We start from the raw sequence: 16,805 nt of genomic DNA, 5'->3' as shown, positions 1-16,805 counted from the left end.
TCGGCCCGTGATTAGACCATATCGGCGCTCAAAGCAGAACCGGCAAATGCAGGTCAGCCCGTCTTTGCCGCTACATCGAAACTCAAAGATGCTTTCAAGCCGCCGAGTTCGGCCTTGGAAAAGCCGATATCCGCGCCGTGCAGGCGGATGATGCGCTGCACGATGGACAGGCCCAAGCCGCTGCCTTCCGCACTTTGCGCGGTTTCCACGCAACGGTAAAAACGCTGGCTGATGCGTTCGTAATCTTGGTCGGCCACGCCGGGGCCGCTGTCTTGGACGTGCAGCGTTACGCGTCGGTTTTCCAGCACCAGTTCGGCCAACACTCGGCCGCCGGCCGGGGTATATTTGATCGCGTTGTCCAATAAATTGCGCAATAAAATTCCCAGCAATTGGGCGTCGGCCTCGATTTCGATCTTCCCGGGACTCGCCAGCTCGATTTCGATCTGCTTGGCGTGCGCGGAAAATTCCAATTCGGCGATGGCGTTGATGATGGCTTGATTCAAGTCCACCCGCTGCCGGCCGAGTTGCAGGTTTTGATGCTGCACGCGCGATAAGGTCAATAATTGCTGCACCATATGGGTCATCCGGGTAACCGCTTGCTGACATTTTTGCAAGGCTTGGGCGCGCATCCGGTCGTCCGGGGCTTTTTGCGCCACTTGCAACTGGGTCATCAGCCCGGCCAGCGGGGTTTTCAATTCGTGCGAAGCGTCGGAGGTGAAATTGCGCTCATTGGCGAAAGCACGGTGCAACAATTCGAACAAGTCGTTCAACTGTTGGACGATGGGGATCACCTCGTCGGGCAGACCCTGTAAAGGCAAGGGCTGCAGATTGTTGACCTCGCGGGCCGCCAGTTGCTCCTTGAGCCGGTTGACCGGTCTTAGGGTTAAGCGAATGCTCCACCAGATGACCAGGCCCAACACCGGTAAGGCCAACAACATGGCCAGGATTTGCTGGTTGGCCAACGATTTGACCAATTCGCGGCGAATGTCGTCGCGCTGGCTGGTGTGGATCACGTAGTCGCCGTTTTCCGTGCTGATGCTGAACACGTGCCACAATTGGCCGTCGATGGTGGTTTCGCTGTAGCCGTTACGGGTTAGTGACAGTGCAAACTCCGGCGCGCTTTCGGAGCGCAGCACCACGCCTTCTTTGACAGAGCGCAATTGAAAGGCGATCTTGCGTTCGTATTTATGCCCCAAGATCGGCATGTAGAACAAATCGGGCGATTTGTCCTGGTCCCACAATTTGGTCAGGCGCCGTTGTTGCAGCAAGTTTTCCACGAAGGCGTGCACTACCCGGGCCGATTGGGCCAAGTCGGCGTTGAACAATTGGGTGATTTCGTCGCGGGTTTGCTGGTAACTGACATAAACAGTGCCTCCCCAAACCAGCAATAGCGACGACAGCAGCGACAGCAACAGCTGCTTGCGAAGCGAGCGCGGGCGCAATCTCAACGCCGTGCCCTAATCGTGGTCTATGACGTAACCCACGCCGCGTATGGTGCGGATTAAACCGGCCTCCAACTTCTTGCGCAAATGGTGGATATGCACTTCCACCGCATTGCTTTCCACCTCCGAACCCCAGGCGTATAAAGCTTCTTCCAAGCGGGCTCGCGAGGTGACGTGGCCGATGTGGCTCATTAGATAATTCAGAATTTCGTATTCTTTTTGCGACAACTCCACCGCCGCGCCGTTATAGGTGACCTGGTGAGCGGCCGGATCTATCACCACGCCTTTGTGCTCCAGCAGCGGCGACGCGTGGCCTTCGTTGCGGCGGGCCAGAGCCCGTAAGCGGGCGCAGACTTCGGCCAAATCGAACGGCTTGCAGACGAAATCGTCCGCGCCGCTGTCCAGTCCGGCGATTCGTTCGGATACGCCGTCGCGCGCGGTCAACACCAACACCGGGGTGTTGTCCTTGCGTTTGCGCAGGGTTTTCAGAATGCTGAGGCCGTCCATGCGCGGCAGATTCAGGTCCAGCACCACCAAGTCGTAATGGTTCAGGCGTAACGCTTCGTCGGCTTGTTTGCCGTCCGTCAACCAGTCCACCGCGTAACCTTCCAAGGTTAAACCGGCTTTCAAGCCGTCGCCGAGAATGGCATCGTCTTCTACCAATAGCAGTCGCATGATTTATCACTAGTTTTTGATTGATCAGAGGCGCATTGTAACAATTAATCCTTGACTGCCGAGAGCGGCATTGCGCTTGTTCAACTACGGCGAATGGATCGGATTTGGTTTCCGTATGCAGCCGGAGCATAGAGAATTTAACCGTGCGCGGTATTTCATCGCGGTAAAGCGTGTACGCTCAATCCGGTCCGGTCATCCTATCGACCAGCCATGCGCCGAATCCGGCCAAAATTCCGGCGGCCGCAGGCGTTTCCACGACACTGTCCAACAAGCGCCCGCTGTTGAATCCTGCCGCATCCAGCTGCTCGCGCTGCACCCTCGATATAAGCGCGCATCAGGATGTGGACGTATTACCCATGATTCAACGAAGAGTCCGGTAGGGTGCGGTCGGACGAACCGCATCAAGCGCTAACCGTACCCTGAGCAAATGGTGATTCCGTAAAACCTGCAAGTTCTGAAAGCCTATTCGGCCGGGGCGATTGGGTGCTTGCATGTGCGTTGCTATCAAAGTCATTTTGTTTACGGGCCATCGTCACGACGATGACCCGTTAACGCTAACCGGCTCTGAATTGCCGGGGGCGATGCAGCCGTTTCATGATCGTTAGGACATTGACTTAGTTATCCGCGTCGCGCTCTTTGGGAGCGTCTTGCTCTTCCGGTCTGTGGCGCCATTTCTCGTGGCGATTTTTACGTTTTTCGTCGAATTTAGCCAATTGCTCGGCACTCAATACGGTTTGTAGCTGTTGGCGCAATTCCTGCCGTAACGCTTCGTGCTTTTGGTGATGTTGCTGAAAAATGTCCTTCAATTGGGTTTTTTGCTGGTCGGATAAGTTTAGTTCTTTGGTCATCCGTTCGATACGATCGCCTCTGTGGTATTGATTGGGTTCGCCCTCCGTTTGAGAGGCGGCAATCACTGCGAACGGCACAGTAACGGCTAAGGCGATTGCAATTATGGTTTTGTTCATGTTGGTTCTCCGGGTTTAGTTCACGTCCAACGGTTTAGCACCGTTTTCAGTGATTACTTTAACGAGGAAAATCGCAAATAATTGGTAGCAATTGAGGAAAGATTGTGCAAATTTTGCCCGCTTAATCCGCCTCGGGTGGATCGAAACGGTAGCCGGCACCGTAAACCGAATGTATCAGCTCTTGCCCCGGCAGCAGGTCTTGCAGCTTTTTGCGTAGTTTTTTGATGTGGCTGTCTATGGTTCGGTCGGAGACGATGCGTTGATCTTGATAAATCAGCTCCATCAGTACCGCTCTGGAGAATATATGTCCCGGCCGCCGTTGTAAGGTCTGCAACAGCTGGAATTCCACCGCGGTCAATTCGATTTCTTTGGCTGCCGCCGCCACGCTTAAACGATCGGCGTTCAAGCGCAGCAGAGTTGCCGATAAAGGTGGCGCTACTGGGGCGTCCGGGTGCGGCAAACGCCGCAGCACCGCTTTAACCCGGGCAACCATTTCCCGCGGGCTGTAAGGTTTGCAAATATAGTCGTCCGCCCCCAATTCCAGCCCCAGCAAGCGATCGATTTCCTCTACCCGTGCCGTTACCATGATGATGGGTACTTGGCTGAAGCTGCGAATTTCTCGGCAAAGCGTTAAGCCGTCTACCCGCGGCAACATCAGATCCAGTAAGATCAAATCGGCATGCTGCTGCCGCAGCCAGGGCAACACCAAATCTCCGGCCGTAAGAATTTGGCTGTCAAAACCTGCGTTATGCAAATAATCGGCGGCTAGTTGAGCCAGTTTGAGTTCGTCTTCTACGATTAAAAGTCGGGGCGTGTCGTTCATTGCGGTTGTATGGGGAGTTCGATGCGGATAGCCAAACCGCCTAACGAAGAGGGATGAGCGCTGATAGAGCCGTTATGCGCGGCTACAATGTTGCTGCAAATAGCCAAGCCCAAACCTGCCCCGCCGTAATATCTGCTGCGTGACCCTTCCACCCGGTAAAAGCGTTCGAATAAATGCAGCCTATCCGCTTCGGATACCCCGGGGGCGCTGTCCGAGAATTCGATCAACAGGTGTTTTTCGCCCCGGATGGTAACGCCGATTTCCAGTTTGCCGTCCGGATCGGTGTAATTGACGCTGTTATTCAATATATTACGGAAGAGTTGCGAAAGCCGGTCGGGATCGGCGTGTAACAGCAGATTGCGTTGCGTTTTATCGTGCAGTTCGACGCTAATGTGTTTTTGCTGGAACGCCGGTAATAAAGCCGCTAGGTCGCCGGTCAAAACTTGCAGGGGATCGATGTCGTTTTTACGGTAACTCAAGGCACCTTGATCGGATAATGCCAGCTGGTATAAATCGTCGGTCAGCCGGTTCAGCCGCAATACGTCGGCGAGTAACGATTCCAGCGCTTGGGCATCCAACGGGCGAATGCCATCCTGCAAGGCTTCCAATTCGCCTTGCAGCACGGCCAGGGGGGTTCGCAATTCATGAGAAATATCGGCTACCCAGCGTCTTCTGGTCAGTTCGGATTGTTCCAAGGCGGCGGCCATGTCGTTAAAGTCGCGGGCTAACTGGCCTAATTCGTCGGCCGACTCGACCGGTAAGCGGATGGAATAAGCTCCCACCGCCAATTGTTTGGCAGCCGCGGCTATACGTTTGATCGGTTTGCCTAAAACGTAAGCCAGCAACAGCGCCAGACCGGCGGATAAAGCGACCATCAATAGCGCAATCCAAGCGAAAGCTTGTGCTTGATGCTCTATAAAACGAATATCGTTTAAGTGGTTGTCCGGTCTGCCCGGCAATAGCCCCAAATAGCCGACGGTGCGGCCGTGCGACTCGATAGGATGTAGGCCTAGTTGCGCCTGCAATTCCGGCCGGCCGAATACCAAGCTTTTGTCGGCTCGCAGCAACATGGCGCGTAATTCCAAAGGAATGTAATGACGCGGACGATCGTGATCGGAGTCGATGTGCGGCGGCCACTGGTTGCCGGGTTCCAGCAAGGCTCTAGCCATCCAGGGGCGCGGCGGCCTGTTGCGGCGCGGGTCGGATTGCATCAGCAGATGGATCCATTGCGGTTTGTTTTGGCCCAACGCTTCCCAGCTGTCGGTTTCGGCGTAGGTTTCGCTTAACGAGTCGATTAAATTTTCCACCCGCTCGCGTTGACGGGATTCGATTAATTCTTCGAAACCGCGTTGCAACGACCAGCGCATAAACAGGTACATGCCGGCCACGACAAACAATGTGGTTAGTAAAAAGGTTAGAAATAATTTTAGGCGTAAGGATTTGCGCACGGATGACTCGCAAGGCTTTTAGCTAGTTTGCACGGCAAATGTGCAAAAATTTGGGATTTTAACGCTTGAATCGCGGCGCGGAAAAAGCGTTTTGCCCGGGTCGAACCATGCCGTTATGTTCGTCGACGAAATCGCATGAACAAGGCTGAGCATGCTGATCCGATTGAAACTATCCAGCGTTGCCGGTCGAACGATTATCCGGCTGAGTACACCTTGGGTAGGAGAGGTGCGAGTCGCGTTGCTCCTATAGCCCGGGACGGCAAAACTCGAAGCGGCGGCAAACGATTATGGGCCGGGGGCTCTTGACGCTTCGGATAAGCTAGCCGGTGAATCGGCTAACGGAAAAGTCAAGTAACCTGGGTGCGGTTCGCTGCAGCTTTTTGGCATTCCAAGCGGGCGATTTCGGCGTATTCGTTGAAGTGCACGGTAACCAGCTCGGCCTGCCGGGCTTGTTTGAGTTCGGCATCCGCGACGCGAAAGCGCGCCGACAAATCCGCGTCGCTGACTTGGGTATGTGGCTGCGGCCTGATGGAGGCATGCAGCCAGGATAAAAAAAACGACCACAGCAGCCAAGCCAAACCGATCGCTACGATGATGGCGCAATACATGCCCAAAAGTTCCAGCAAGGTTTTGTAGCCGCCGAACCAGCGGATTTCGTCGGATAAACTTTTGACGCCCAGTAGCCAGCCTCCTAAAGTAAACAGCGGCAACAAAAAATACAGCCACAACAGCCAGCTCGTTAGTGCCAACAGCTTCGAGCCCAGTTTTTGTTGTGCGCTTTGCAAATGCGGTTGGTCGATGATGACGTGCTTCATTTTTGCCGTAAACCTCTATCCAATGTAACCCAGACCGCGCGCTGACCTTTTTTCTTGCGCAAGGCTTTGATGCAGCCGTTGATGGTGGTGCCTACGTTGATCAGCCAATACACGATCGGATACCAGATCATCCAATAATAATGTTGCGCGTTACTGCCGCTGCGCTTTTCATATATCGAATCGATGGCCAGACTGACCCAAAACTGAATCAAACAGGTGACGCACAGCAACATGCTGGTCCAATGCGGCGACAAATCTTCCAGGGCTTCCGCGGGTTGTTTGGCCGCCAGCCATTCCAGCGGCGCAGACGCTAACATGCCAACCACTAAAAACGCCCAACTCAAGCTGACCAGACATTCCAAATATAATGGCCACATGCCGCGCGCGCGCCAACGCCACAAACGCGAAAAATAGCGCAGCAGCACTTCAACGCCGCCTTGCGCCCAGCGGCTGCGCTGTTTCCATAAGCCTTTGACGGTCTCCGGCATCAACACCCAGCACAAAGCATTGGGTTCGAAACGGATGCGCCAGCCGGCCAGTTGCATTTTCCAGCTGATGTCGATGTCCTCGGTCACCATGTCCGGGCTCCAATAGCCGACTTCGTGCAGCGCGGTTTTGCGAAAACCGGCAATCACGCCCGAGACGGTAAATACATGGCCGTAAGCGCGTTGCGCGCGTTTGATCATGCCGACGATGGCGGAAAATTCGCCGACCTGAATTTTGCCCAGCAGGGTGGAACGGTTGCGGATGCGCGGATTGCCGGTGACGGCACCGACGTGCGGATCGTCCAGAAAATGTTTGACCATCCAGGCCGTGGCGTTGGGCGCCAACAAGGCATCGCCGTCTATGCCGATCAAGTATTCGCTGTTGGCCAACAGTGCGGCGGTGCGCAAGCCGACGGCCTTGCCTTGGTTGCTGGCCAGATTGACTACCCGCAAGCGCTCGTGTTGTTTAGCCAATTCGCACAAAATGGCTAACGTGTTATCTTTGCTGCCGTCGTTGACGGCGATGATTTCGTAGTTCGGGTAGTCCTGTTGCAACAAATAATCTATGGTTTCTCTGACGTTTTCTCCCTCGTTGTAGCAAGGCACCAGAATGGATACCATCGGAAACTCGCTCAGCTCAGGCAAGTCGCTGAACAGATTGTGCGGCCGCCTTTCCCAACGTAAGTAGTAGATTATGCCGCCTATCATCCATACATAGGCCATCAGCAAGGGGTAATAAAATACGAAGCGCGACAGCCACTCTTCCCAAAGCGGCCAAGGCATATCCTCCAAGCGCTCCCGACTCATGAACCACCAGTCGATCAGTTTTTGCACCCAGGCTTGCGCCAGAAATTCGTTCATCACTATCAATCCGGGTTAGCGACCGAAAAGAAACGCTGCAAATCGCTCAGCTTGGGGTGGTCGTGATGCACGTTGTCCGGGTAATAACCGATGTGCTTGGCACCGAGTTTTTTCAGTAACTCGAATTGCTCGATGAAGGTCGGCATCGGCAGGTCTCGTTGTTTTTTCCAGTCCACCGCTTGCAGCTCGAATACCATCTTGTCGATAGCGCCCGGGTATTCGGCGGTTTTTTTGACCAATTCGCTCAGCCACTGCTTGGGATTGTCGGCTTCTTCCATAAACGGCATGGCCTCGATGGCGATGTAGTCGTAATGTTTCATGAATGACGGTAACGATTGGGCATACCATTCTTCGCTGTAGGGCTTTAGTAACGGTAAGGCGTAGAAATTGCGCGCGGTTTTGACGTAAGGCCGGTAATAACGTACCCGGTCGGTCAAATAATCGGTGAATTGACCGATCCATTCGGTTTTATGTTGCGCCCAAGCCATGCGCGAGGCCGGTGTGGCGTGCAAGGCATCGAAATTATCCGGCAATCCCCACAGAGTATGCGCGACTTCCATGGCCGGCGCCGACACGTCTTCGAAATCCGACAAAATGCCGTCGTCGTGAAACAGTATGCCGTTAAAATCGCAATATTTGGCCAAGTCTTCGTAAATATCGCCGATGAACTGCCGCGCTTCCGGATTGAACGGCGATAGCCGGGTGTAGATGTGGCGGGAAAACTGCGGACCGCCGTCGCGCCATTCCTTGACGTACCATTTCAACGGCACGTCGGCCTTGTAAGCCATGATGGGCAGCCAAGCATAGACTTTGACGTTGGCCTTGGTGCGCAGTAGCAAGGCGGCGTGGCTGAACAAATCCTGCCTGACCGGCAAATGGCGGTTGTTAAAGTACAAAGCGTCGGCATTGCCGTCGCCGTCCGGGTCGGAAAACGCCTGCAAGTATACGGTGTTGGCGCCGCTGGCTTTGATTCTTTCCACCAGGGCTTTCAAATTACGCTCGGTTTGCACGTTATCGTCGTCGTAAATGTAATCCAAATCCACGTGCGCGACCCGTAGCGGCAAATGCTGACGTTGGGAGGTAACGATACGGCCGAATTGCTCGCCGTTGACGTCGTCGGTGATCATCAGCCGCTTCATGACGCCGAGGTCGGCTAGGGTATTGCTGCCGTCGTTAAGCCCCATGGTTAAGGTTATGCCGTATTGTTTGGCCGCTTCCAGCGCGATGGCGTTGTATTCGCCATACGGCCACACCATGACCCGCGGCCGTACGCCTACCAGTTGGAACAAGCGCTCCGAGCTTTTTTCGACTTCCTGGAATATGCGCTTTCGGTAATCTTCGTCTTTTTCGTATTCTTCGTATTCGCTATTGTACAAACGCGAAGTGACCGCGCTGTGTTTGTCGCCTAGCGGATTCATCGGAATGCCGTGGTGCAGGTCGTGGCTGTGACTGGCGATTTCGACCAGGCCTGACGCCATCACCTCGCGGATTTGCGCCGCGCTCATCAAGGGTTTGACTCCTGCGGTATCTTGCCCTTCCAGCCAAGTGCCGACCACCGCCAGCGTGGCCGGATAGCGGTATTTTTTCAGCAAGGGCATGGCCCGGTTGTAAAAACTCAGATAACCGTCGTCGAACGTCAGCAGAACGGCGCGTGGGGGTAAGGATTTCTCGCCTTTGGCGGCGTCCAACAAGTCTTGAATGCTAACTACCCGGTAATCGTTTTTCTTCAGCCAGGCAAAATGTTGTTCTAAATGGTCTTTATTGACGGCGATGCGGTCGAACGGCGGTACGCGTTCTTCCTCTTCCAATATGTCGTGGTAATTCAGTACTAAAAATCCGGGAACTTCGTTAGCACGCGGGTAAGATACGCCGGTAGCCAATAACAAAAAGACAGCAATCAATATTCGTAACATAACCTGGTTTAGTCGGAAGGCAATTAACTCGTTATAGTGTAGTGAGTCGGGAGGTAGCAGGGAGGCTAATCGTCAAGCTGCCCGGCGAAGACGTTCTACTTCAATTGAAGTTATTTCCGCGGCGGATTCGTTCAGCGGAAAACCGGGTCGTAGTGGTGTCTAACTTAGCGCGTCGCACTTTGTCGGTATACTTGAGCAACCCTGCCGGCAAACGCTAATGAATCGGCAGTAAATGTATTTCCCGGTTATATACGTCGGCCACACGGAGTCGGCTGGATGCAAAGGGCTTATCGAAGCGGCTCGGTCAATAATCAATTGGTGTTAAGTGGAAAGAACACAGGGAGCCTGCTGATAGATTATGGGTAGCATTCCATCTGCCGATTGTCTCCTGCCTCATTCGGACGGCGAATTTTATATTTTTTCAGCGGCGCAGTCTCTTTTTACAAATATTTAGTTGCTCATCTTAAAGTATCTGGCCGTTCCTGCGCCCTTAAGATAGAATTCAAAAGTTAACGAAGGGAACTCGAAATAGTCCGGGTTCCCGCTCCTCCAATTTGGACTAACCGCAATCTCGACTGTCGCCTCGCAAACCGAGGGCCAAGGATGGACGGGTTCGCATCGGTTTGACCGCATTATTTACGGCGTAAGCATAGGGTAGGCATGGCCCCGTATCAACTGATCTCAGCACTTGTATTACTTTTGACCGCTCCCGTGGCTTCCTGGGCGGGGGGCTCGGTAGAGTCCGCATCCCGAGTCGATTTAACCGGCCATTGGATTGGCTTCGCCGCCGTTGCGATATTTGCCATCGCCTACGTGCTGGCCATGATCGAAGAAGTCATCGAACTGCATAAATCCAAACCGATGGTGTTGGCCGCTAGTTTGATTTGGGGACTGATAGCCGGCTATTACGTTTACAGCGGTTTCGATACCCAAGTAGGCGTAGCCTTTAGAGCGGTACTGGAAGGCTATGCCGAACTGTTCTTGTTCATCATGGTATCCATGGCTTATTTGAACGCCATGCAAGACCGCGGGGTATTCGACAGTTTGCGGATATGGCTGTTGAGCAAGGGCTTCAGTTACCGACAATTGTTCTGGATTACCGGGGTGATGTCGTTTGCACTGTCGTCGGTGTGCAACAATTTAACGACCGCCTTGTTGATGGGTGCGGTTATCATGGCCATGGGCAAAGACAATCCGCGTTTCTTAGGCATCGCCTGCATCAATATCGTGGTCGCGGCCAACGCCGGTGGTTCGTTCAGCCCGTTCGGCGACATTACCACCTTGTTGGTTTGGCAAAGCGGAGTGGTGCCGTTTGCCGATTTTTACAGCCTATTCATTCCCGCCGTGGTCAACTTCGCGATTCCGGCCGCGATCATGCATTTTTGGATACCGGCGCAGCAGCCGGCCGCAATCGGCGTGGCCCAACCGATGAAACGCGGCGCTCTGTCTATGGTCGTTCTGTTTTTATTGACCATCGTTACGGCGGTGTGCTTTGAGAATTTTCTGGATTTGCCGCCGGTCGCCGGCATGCTGGCCGGCCTGACTTACCTGAAATTCCTAGGTTTTTACCTGCAGAAAACCGAGCCGAAGTCCGAACAAAACCGCTTCGAGTACGTGTACAAGTTTTTCGACGTCGAATTGCCGAAACCGGCCAAACCCGAGCGGTTCGACGTTTTTAAAAGTGTGGCGGATTTGGAATGGGACACACTATTGTTTTTTTACGGTGTTATGGTTAGCGTCGGCGGCTTGAGCTTCATCGGTTATTTAACTTTGATGTCCGATGTGCTTTACGCGGGCATGGATCCGACTTACGCTAATATACTGGTCGGGATTTTGTCGGCCTTCATCGATAACGGTACCATCATGTTTGCGGTATTGACCATGCATCCCGATATTTCGGAAGGCCAATGGTTGTTGGTGACTTTGACGGCCGGCGTCGGCGGTAGCTTATTGGCAATAGGTTCCGCCGCCGGCGTCGGTTTATTGGGGCAGATGAAAGGCGCTTACAGCTTTAGCCGGCATTTGCGTTGGATGCCGGCCATTCTTTTGGGATTTGCCGGCAGCATTGCCGTGCATTTTTTGCTCAACCAACGGTATTTTTGAGCGCTATCGGCGCAGGAGTTGTCATGGGTTTCAGCATTCCGCATTTATTGGTCGTTTTAGCTATCGCACTGGTAGTTTTCGGCGGTAAGCGCCTAAGAAATTTGGGAGAGGATTTAGGCGGGGCAATCAAAGGTTTTAGGCAAGCTCTCAAAGAAGGCGAAGCCAAGCAAAGCGAGGCCGGTCGGTCTCCGGACGAATCGGATTGAAGGAATAGATTGTAAATATGGATTTTCAACAACTGATCATCGATTACGGTTATTGGGCGCTTTTGGTAGGTACTTTTCTGGAGGGCGAAACCATCTTGGTGATCGCCGGTCTTTTTGCACACTTAGGCTATCTGCAGCTGCCCTGGGTTGTGTGTACCGCTTTTGCGGGAACTTTTGCCGGCGACCAGCTGTTTTTCCATCTTGGCCGCCACAAAGGTATCGCTTTTCTGGAAAAACGCCCGCTTTGGCACCGTAAAGCCGACAAGGTATTCAAATTGCTGCACCGGCATCCACTTAAAATCGTGTTGGGTTTTCGTTTTTTATACGGTATACGCAACGTAACCCCGTTCGTTATCGGCGCAAGCGGTTTGCATTCGGGTAAATTTTTCGCACTCAACGGCTTAGGTGCTCTGTTGTGGGCAATCGCCGTAGGCTATCTGGGGTACGAATTCGGCGATATTGCTCATACTTTTCTTGGCGACATCAAACAATACGAGCGCCACTTGCTCATTGGCTTGCTTGTGCTCGGCGCATTTCTGTTTTGGCGTTCTTCCCGCAACTCCGAAAAAACCGAATAAAGCTCGTTCCGCTTGTTAAGGGCAGGTCCATCCCCCCTAATGAATCGCTTTTATAACTTAATTTTCGTGCTTGGGCTGATCCTGATGGTATTCGGCCTAACGTACTTGTTGCCGATTACTGCCGCGTTGATTTACAAGGACGGTACCGAAGCGTTTTTTGTGGACGGCATGTTGTTGAATATCGGCAGCGGTTGCTTGTTATCCCTGGCGACCATGCGCTTTCGCGGTGAATTGAAGAACCGCGACGGCTACTTATTGGTAGCGTTTTTTTGGATATTGATGTCTTCGGTAGCCGCCTTGCCGCTGATGTGGGGCATTCCGGGTTTGTCGTTTACCGACGCATTTTTCGAAACGGTATCCGGCTTTACCACTACCGGCGCAACGATATTGAGCGGACTGGATCAATTGGCGCCGGCATTGAACCTGTGGCGCCACGAATTGAATTGGATAGGCGGATTGGGCATTATCGTATTGGCCGTCGCCGTTTTACCCTTGCTGGGTGTCGGCGGCATGCAGCTTTACAAAGCCGAAATCGCCGGTCCTGTCAAAGACGGCAAAATGACGCCGCGTATCACCGAAACCGCCCGATTGTTGTGGTTCGTTTACGCCGGTATCACTGTGCTGTGCATACTTTGTCTGAAACTGGCCGGTATGGGTTGGTTCGACGCAATCTGTCATGCGTTCGCGACCTTGTCTTTAGGCGGTCTTTCCACTCACGATGCCAGTATCGGGTTTTACGATTCGCCGGCCATCGAATGGGTGTTGACCGTGTTCATGTTGATTTCGGCGATGAATTTCGCCATTCATTACGACGCCTTCCATCGCCGTAGCGTTGCGCCTTATTTTGCCGATCCGGAAGCGCTCCCCATGCTGGGACTTTTGGCCTGTAGTATTTTGCTGTGTAGCGCGTATTTGTATCAGATGCAGACTTATCCGGAGTTTCTGGTTAGTCTACGCCACGTTACTTTCAATTTAGTGTCCATTGCGACCGACTGCGGTTTCGTCAGCGTCGATTACGATCAATGGCCGGCATTTGTTCCCTGGTGGATGCTGTATCTGAGTTGTCTGACGGCTTGTACCGGCTCGACTGGCGGAGGCATCAAAATGTTTCGCGCTTTGCTGTTGATTAAACAAGCCGGGCGGGAAATGTTCAGAATTTTGCACCCGCGCGCCATCAATCCGATCCGCATCGGCAATACCATCGTCGCCAATAAAATCATCTTCGCGGTATTGGCTTTCATTTTTTTGTATTTCATATCCATCGTTGTGCTGACGTTCACGCTGATGTTCGCCGGGATGGAGCCGATTTCCGCGCTTAGCGCCATTCTCGCTTGTATCAACAACGCCGGCCCCGGTTTGCATCAAGTCGGGCCCGCAACCAACTACGCTAGCCTCAGCGATTTTCAAACCTGGATTTGCTCAATTGCCATGCTTCTGGGGCGTTTGGAAGTCATTACCCTGATAATGTTGTTCAACCCGACTTTTTGGAAAAGCTGAAGCGGCGTTTACTTTGCTCGAACTTTGTCATTACTTTTACTCGAAAACTTACTCATGAAACCTTCCACCCCCATCGATTTTCTAGGCAAACGTAAACTAGCGTTCTTTTTCTCCGGAACCTTATTTTTAATTTCCATTGCCTCGTTTTTCGTCAACGGCATGCACCTTGGCATCGATTTTACCGGCGGCAGCGTTTACGAACTACATTATCCGCAATCGGTGGATTTGGAGAAAATGCGCGCTACTTTGGAAGGCCAAGGATTCGAAGACGCCAACCTTCAACATTACGGCAGTTCGCAAGACGTATTGATTCGCCTGAAACCGGTGGCGGATATCGAGCAGAAGCAACTGACCGAACGCATTTTGAACGTTGCGAACAGCAGCCAAACCGAAGCTGGCGATATGCGCCGGGTGGAATTTGTCGGGCCGCAAGTCGGCGAAGATCTGTTCAATGACGGTGGTATCGCGATTCTACTGTCGTTTATCGGCGTTATGATTTACGTCAGTGTTCGATTCGAGTGGAAATTGTCGATCGGAGCGATAGCGGCTCTGTTTCACGATACCATCATTACCATGGGATTTTTCTCGGTGTTCGGCTGGGAATTCGATATGACCGTACTATCCGCGATTCTGGCCTTGGTGGGATACTCCATCAACGACACTATCGTGGTTTATGACAGGATACGCGAAACCGTGCGCAGCAGTCGGCAAGAGTCGATCTCCGACATCGCCAACCGGGCTTTGAACGACACCTTGAGTCGAACCATTCTAACTTCGTTCACCGTATTTCTGACCTTGCTGGCATTAGCATTGCTCGGCGGAAAAACCATACATGGATTCGCAATTGCCATGCTGATCGGCGTGATAAAAGGCACATATTCGTCTATATACATTGCCAGCTCCCTTGCGTTGAGCATGGGATTGAGCCGCGAAGATTTACTGCCTAAAGCGCAGGAAGCAACGCTGGACGACCTTCCTTAACATCTATCCACCTTAAAGGCGAATATGTTTGTCATCATCGGTTATGTGATCATTTTAGGTTGCGTGCTCGGCGGCTTTTTAATGGCCGGCGGCCATTTAGGGGTTCTGGTACAACCTGTCGAACTGCTGATTATCGGCGGTTCGGCCTTCGGCGCATTCGTCGCCAGTAACTCGATGAGTACGATTAAGGACGCGATCGGCGGCGGCATGGGAACGCTGAAAGGTAGCCGCTATAGCAAAGAATATTATCTGGACTTATTGATGAGTTTTAGCGCTTTGGCGCAAAAGGCCCGCAAGGAGGGCTTGCTGTCGTTGGAAAAAGTGGTGGACGACCCGGTGGGCAGTTCGGTGTTTGGCGGCAAGGTGGCCGACGACCATCATTTGATGGAATTCGTATGCGATAAGTTACGGATGGTATTGACCGGGGTCGATTTGAATCAATTGGAGGATTTGATTGACGCGGAAATCGAAGTACACCATGAAACCGGTCATGCCCCTATCAAAGCTGTACAGCGGGTCGGAGACGGTATGCCGGCTTTCGGTATCGTCGCCGCGGTGATGGGCGTGGTCCACACCATGGAATCGGTGGGGATTCCGCCCGCCGAATTGGGCAAATTGATTGCGGCGGCACTGGTTGGTACCTTCTTGGGTATTTTAATTTCGTACGGTTTTGTCGGTCCGGTTGCCGCGGTGATGGAAGACCGGTTGGAAGAGGAAGCCCACGCTTACCGCTGTGCGCAAAAAGGTCTACTGAATTGCGCCAAAGGCACTTCGCCGCCGATGACGGTGGAATTCATGCGCTGCAGTATCCCGCATCACGTTCGCCCTAGCTTTAGCGAAATGGAAAGTTTTCTGAAATCGGGTAAATAAGGCTCAGGCGCATGTCCGAAAATCCTATTATCATCAAAAAAATCAAAAAGAAAGCAGGACACGGCCACCATGGCGGCGCTTGGAAAATCGCCTATGCCGATTTCGTGACGGCGATGATGGCATTTTTTTTATTGATGTGGCTGTTGGGTACAATGGATGAAAAATCGCTGCAAGGAATCTCCGAATATTTTCAAAATCCGTTCTCGGTATCGTTAAACGGCGGCCAAGGTGTAGGCGACCGTACCGCGATTATCCCCGGCGGCGGCCAAGATCTTTCCGCCAAAGAAGCCGGACAAGTGCACATGGGTGAGGACAAACCTCCCAGTGAACCTACTCAGGAGCAAATCGAAAAACTCGCAGAAGAGCAGGAACAGGTCAAATTGGAGCAATTGCAGCACAAAATAGAGTCGATGTTGGATGCAAATGCACAATTGGCCGAGTACCGGGATCAAATTCAGTTGGAACAAACGCCTGAAGGTTTGAAAATTCAGATCATCGACGCCAAGAACAGGCCGATGTTCAAATTGGCCAGCTCGCGCATTGAGGACTACGCGCGCCTGATCCTGCAAGAGATCGCCAAAGTTATCAACGAATTGCCGAATAAAATTACCATCAACGGCCATACCGACGCCTTGCCTTTCCCGGATAACGACGCCGGTTATTCCAATTGGGAATTATCCAGTGATAGAGCCAACATCGCGCGGCGGGAATTGGTTCAAGGTGGGTTGGCGGCGGATAAGATGTTGCGGGTGGTCGGTTTGGCGTCCAGCATTCCTTACAACGTCCAAGCGCCAAATGATCCGATGAACCGGCGCATCTCCATCATCGTGATGAATAAAAAAACCGAAAACCAAGTGATACGCGGCAATCTGACTGAGCAGAACAAGCAACAAATTCAGGATAATTTGCGGCAATAGCGGGATATGTTTTTGGTTGGCTTTGTTGCAAGGCCTGAAAAAGGCAGAGTTTGAGGCAAATTACAACGAAAACAAGCTGATGCACAGTGCGCCGGTTTACCGGGTTGACTAGCAGCGGGAAAGTCTTGCCTAGGCTGTAGAATCGGAGGAACGAGCAAAGTTATGCGTCTCTAACTTCGAGCTCACCTTGAATGGGATAAAAATGTGTTGACATAAGACGAGTATG

At 52.7% G+C, this 16,805-nt stretch carries 16 protein-coding genes; 7 read left to right on the top strand and 9 right to left on the bottom strand.

Annotation, left to right across the window (positions count from 1 at the left end):
- Nucleotides 1-53: 53 nt before the first annotated feature.
- From F1E05_RS00430 to pgaB, 9 genes are all read right to left on the bottom strand, one after another.
- Entirely contained in the window at nt 54-1,448 is a 1,395-nt protein-coding gene (locus tag F1E05_RS00430; protein WP_150046038.1) for an ATP-binding protein, read from the bottom strand.
- Between the two features lie 9 nt (nt 1,449-1,457).
- Entirely contained in the window at nt 1,458-2,117 is a 660-nt protein-coding gene (locus F1E05_RS00425; RefSeq protein WP_150046037.1) for a response regulator transcription factor, read from the bottom strand.
- A gap of 178 nt (nt 2,118-2,295) precedes the next feature.
- Nucleotides 2,296-2,433, bottom strand: coding sequence for a hypothetical protein (locus F1E05_RS20130; protein ID WP_190303210.1), 138 nt, complete (start codon nt 2,431-2,433; stop codon nt 2,296-2,298).
- A 298-nt stretch (nt 2,434-2,731) separates the two neighbouring features.
- A complete protein-coding gene (locus tag F1E05_RS00420) occupies nt 2,732-3,082 on the bottom strand; it encodes a Spy/CpxP family protein refolding chaperone (protein ID WP_150046036.1) in 351 nt (116 codons plus the stop codon).
- A 121-nt stretch (nt 3,083-3,203) separates the two neighbouring features.
- Nucleotides 3,204-3,905, bottom strand: a complete 702-nt coding sequence (locus F1E05_RS00415) for a response regulator (RefSeq protein WP_150046035.1) — start codon at nt 3,903-3,905, stop codon at nt 3,204-3,206.
- Entirely contained in the window at nt 3,902-5,353 is a 1,452-nt protein-coding gene (locus F1E05_RS00410) for an ATP-binding protein (protein WP_150046034.1), read from the bottom strand. The genes F1E05_RS00415 and F1E05_RS00410 overlap by 4 nt, the downstream gene beginning before the upstream one ends.
- Before the next feature lie 347 nt (nt 5,354-5,700).
- On the bottom strand, nt 5,701-6,168 hold the full coding sequence (gene pgaD / locus F1E05_RS00405) for a poly-beta-1,6-N-acetyl-D-glucosamine biosynthesis protein PgaD (RefSeq protein WP_150046033.1): 468 nt from the start codon (nt 6,166-6,168) through the stop codon (nt 5,701-5,703).
- The gene (pgaC, locus tag F1E05_RS00400; RefSeq protein WP_150046032.1) at nt 6,165-7,514 is read right to left on the bottom strand and encodes a poly-beta-1,6-N-acetyl-D-glucosamine synthase; all 1,350 of its coding nucleotides are present in this window, start codon (nt 7,512-7,514) and stop codon (nt 6,165-6,167) included. The genes pgaD and pgaC overlap by 4 nt, the downstream gene beginning before the upstream one ends.
- Before the next feature lie 5 nt (nt 7,515-7,519).
- Nucleotides 7,520-9,427, bottom strand: coding sequence for a poly-beta-1,6-N-acetyl-D-glucosamine N-deacetylase PgaB (gene pgaB / locus F1E05_RS00395; protein ID WP_150046031.1), 1,908 nt, complete (start codon nt 9,425-9,427; stop codon nt 7,520-7,522).
- A gap of 660 nt (nt 9,428-10,087) precedes the next feature.
- Between pgaB and nhaD the strand changes: the two genes are divergently transcribed.
- From nhaD to motB, 7 genes are read left to right on the top strand one after another with little or no spacing between them, the layout of a single operon-like run.
- The gene (nhaD, locus tag F1E05_RS00390; RefSeq protein ID WP_150046030.1) at nt 10,088-11,530 is read left to right on the top strand and encodes a sodium:proton antiporter NhaD; all 1,443 of its coding nucleotides are present in this window, start codon (nt 10,088-10,090) and stop codon (nt 11,528-11,530) included.
- Nucleotides 11,531-11,553: 23 nt separating this feature from the next.
- Nucleotides 11,554-11,736, top strand: a complete 183-nt coding sequence (locus F1E05_RS00385) for a Sec-independent protein translocase subunit TatA (protein WP_150046029.1) — start codon at nt 11,554-11,556, stop codon at nt 11,734-11,736.
- Nucleotides 11,737-11,753: 17 nt separating this feature from the next.
- A complete protein-coding gene (locus F1E05_RS00380) occupies nt 11,754-12,314 on the top strand; it encodes a DedA family protein (protein WP_150046028.1) in 561 nt (186 codons plus the stop codon).
- A 39-nt stretch (nt 12,315-12,353) separates the two neighbouring features.
- Entirely contained in the window at nt 12,354-13,811 is a 1,458-nt protein-coding gene (locus F1E05_RS00375; protein WP_150046027.1) for a TrkH family potassium uptake protein, read from the top strand.
- Nucleotides 13,812-13,865: 54 nt separating this feature from the next.
- Entirely contained in the window at nt 13,866-14,792 is a 927-nt protein-coding gene (gene secF, locus F1E05_RS00370; protein WP_150046026.1) for a protein translocase subunit SecF, read from the top strand.
- Between the two features lie 24 nt (nt 14,793-14,816).
- Nucleotides 14,817-15,662, top strand: a complete 846-nt coding sequence (gene motA / locus F1E05_RS00365; RefSeq protein ID WP_150046025.1) for a flagellar motor stator protein MotA — start codon at nt 14,817-14,819, stop codon at nt 15,660-15,662.
- Nucleotides 15,663-15,673: 11 nt separating this feature from the next.
- Nucleotides 15,674-16,579, top strand: a complete 906-nt coding sequence (gene motB / locus F1E05_RS00360) for a flagellar motor protein MotB (protein WP_150046024.1) — start codon at nt 15,674-15,676, stop codon at nt 16,577-16,579.
- The last annotated feature ends 226 nt before the right edge of the window (nt 16,580-16,805 follow it).

It is taken from the genome of Methylomonas rhizoryzae, from assembly GCF_008632455.1.
GTDB classification, from domain to species: Bacteria; Pseudomonadota; Gammaproteobacteria; order Methylococcales; family Methylomonadaceae; genus Methylomonas; species Methylomonas rhizoryzae.
The sequence above is the reverse complement of the archived record's forward strand: the minus strand, read 5'-3'. Positions and strand labels throughout refer to the sequence as shown.

Excerpts from the sequence above, each read along its gene's own strand:
- nhaD (WP_150046030.1), top strand. The coding sequence starts at position 10,088 with ATGGCCCCGTATCAACTGATCTCAGCACTTGTATTACTTTTGACCGCT.
- F1E05_RS00380 (WP_150046028.1), top strand. The coding sequence starts at position 11,754 with ATGGATTTTCAACAACTGATCATCGATTACGGTTATTGGGCGCTTTTG.
- pgaB (WP_150046031.1), bottom strand. The coding sequence starts at position 9,427 with ATGTTACGAATATTGATTGCTGTCTTTTTGTTATTGGCTACCGGCGTA.
- F1E05_RS00385 (WP_150046029.1), top strand. The coding sequence starts at position 11,554 with ATGGGTTTCAGCATTCCGCATTTATTGGTCGTTTTAGCTATCGCACTG.
- pgaC (WP_150046032.1), bottom strand. The coding sequence starts at position 7,514 with ATGAACGAATTTCTGGCGCAAGCCTGGGTGCAAAAACTGATCGACTGG.
- F1E05_RS00375 (WP_150046027.1), top strand. The coding sequence starts at position 12,354 with ATGAATCGCTTTTATAACTTAATTTTCGTGCTTGGGCTGATCCTGATG.
- motA (WP_150046025.1), top strand. The coding sequence starts at position 14,817 with ATGTTTGTCATCATCGGTTATGTGATCATTTTAGGTTGCGTGCTCGGC.
- motB (WP_150046024.1), top strand. The coding sequence starts at position 15,674 with ATGTCCGAAAATCCTATTATCATCAAAAAAATCAAAAAGAAAGCAGGA.
- F1E05_RS00425 (WP_150046037.1), bottom strand. The coding sequence starts at position 2,117 with ATGCGACTGCTATTGGTAGAAGACGATGCCATTCTCGGCGACGGCTTG.
- secF (WP_150046026.1), top strand. The coding sequence starts at position 13,866 with ATGAAACCTTCCACCCCCATCGATTTTCTAGGCAAACGTAAACTAGCG.
- pgaD (WP_150046033.1), bottom strand. The coding sequence starts at position 6,168 with ATGAAGCACGTCATCATCGACCAACCGCATTTGCAAAGCGCACAACAA.
- F1E05_RS00420 (WP_150046036.1), bottom strand. The coding sequence starts at position 3,082 with ATGAACAAAACCATAATTGCAATCGCCTTAGCCGTTACTGTGCCGTTC.
- F1E05_RS00415 (WP_150046035.1), bottom strand. The coding sequence starts at position 3,905 with ATGAACGACACGCCCCGACTTTTAATCGTAGAAGACGAACTCAAACTG.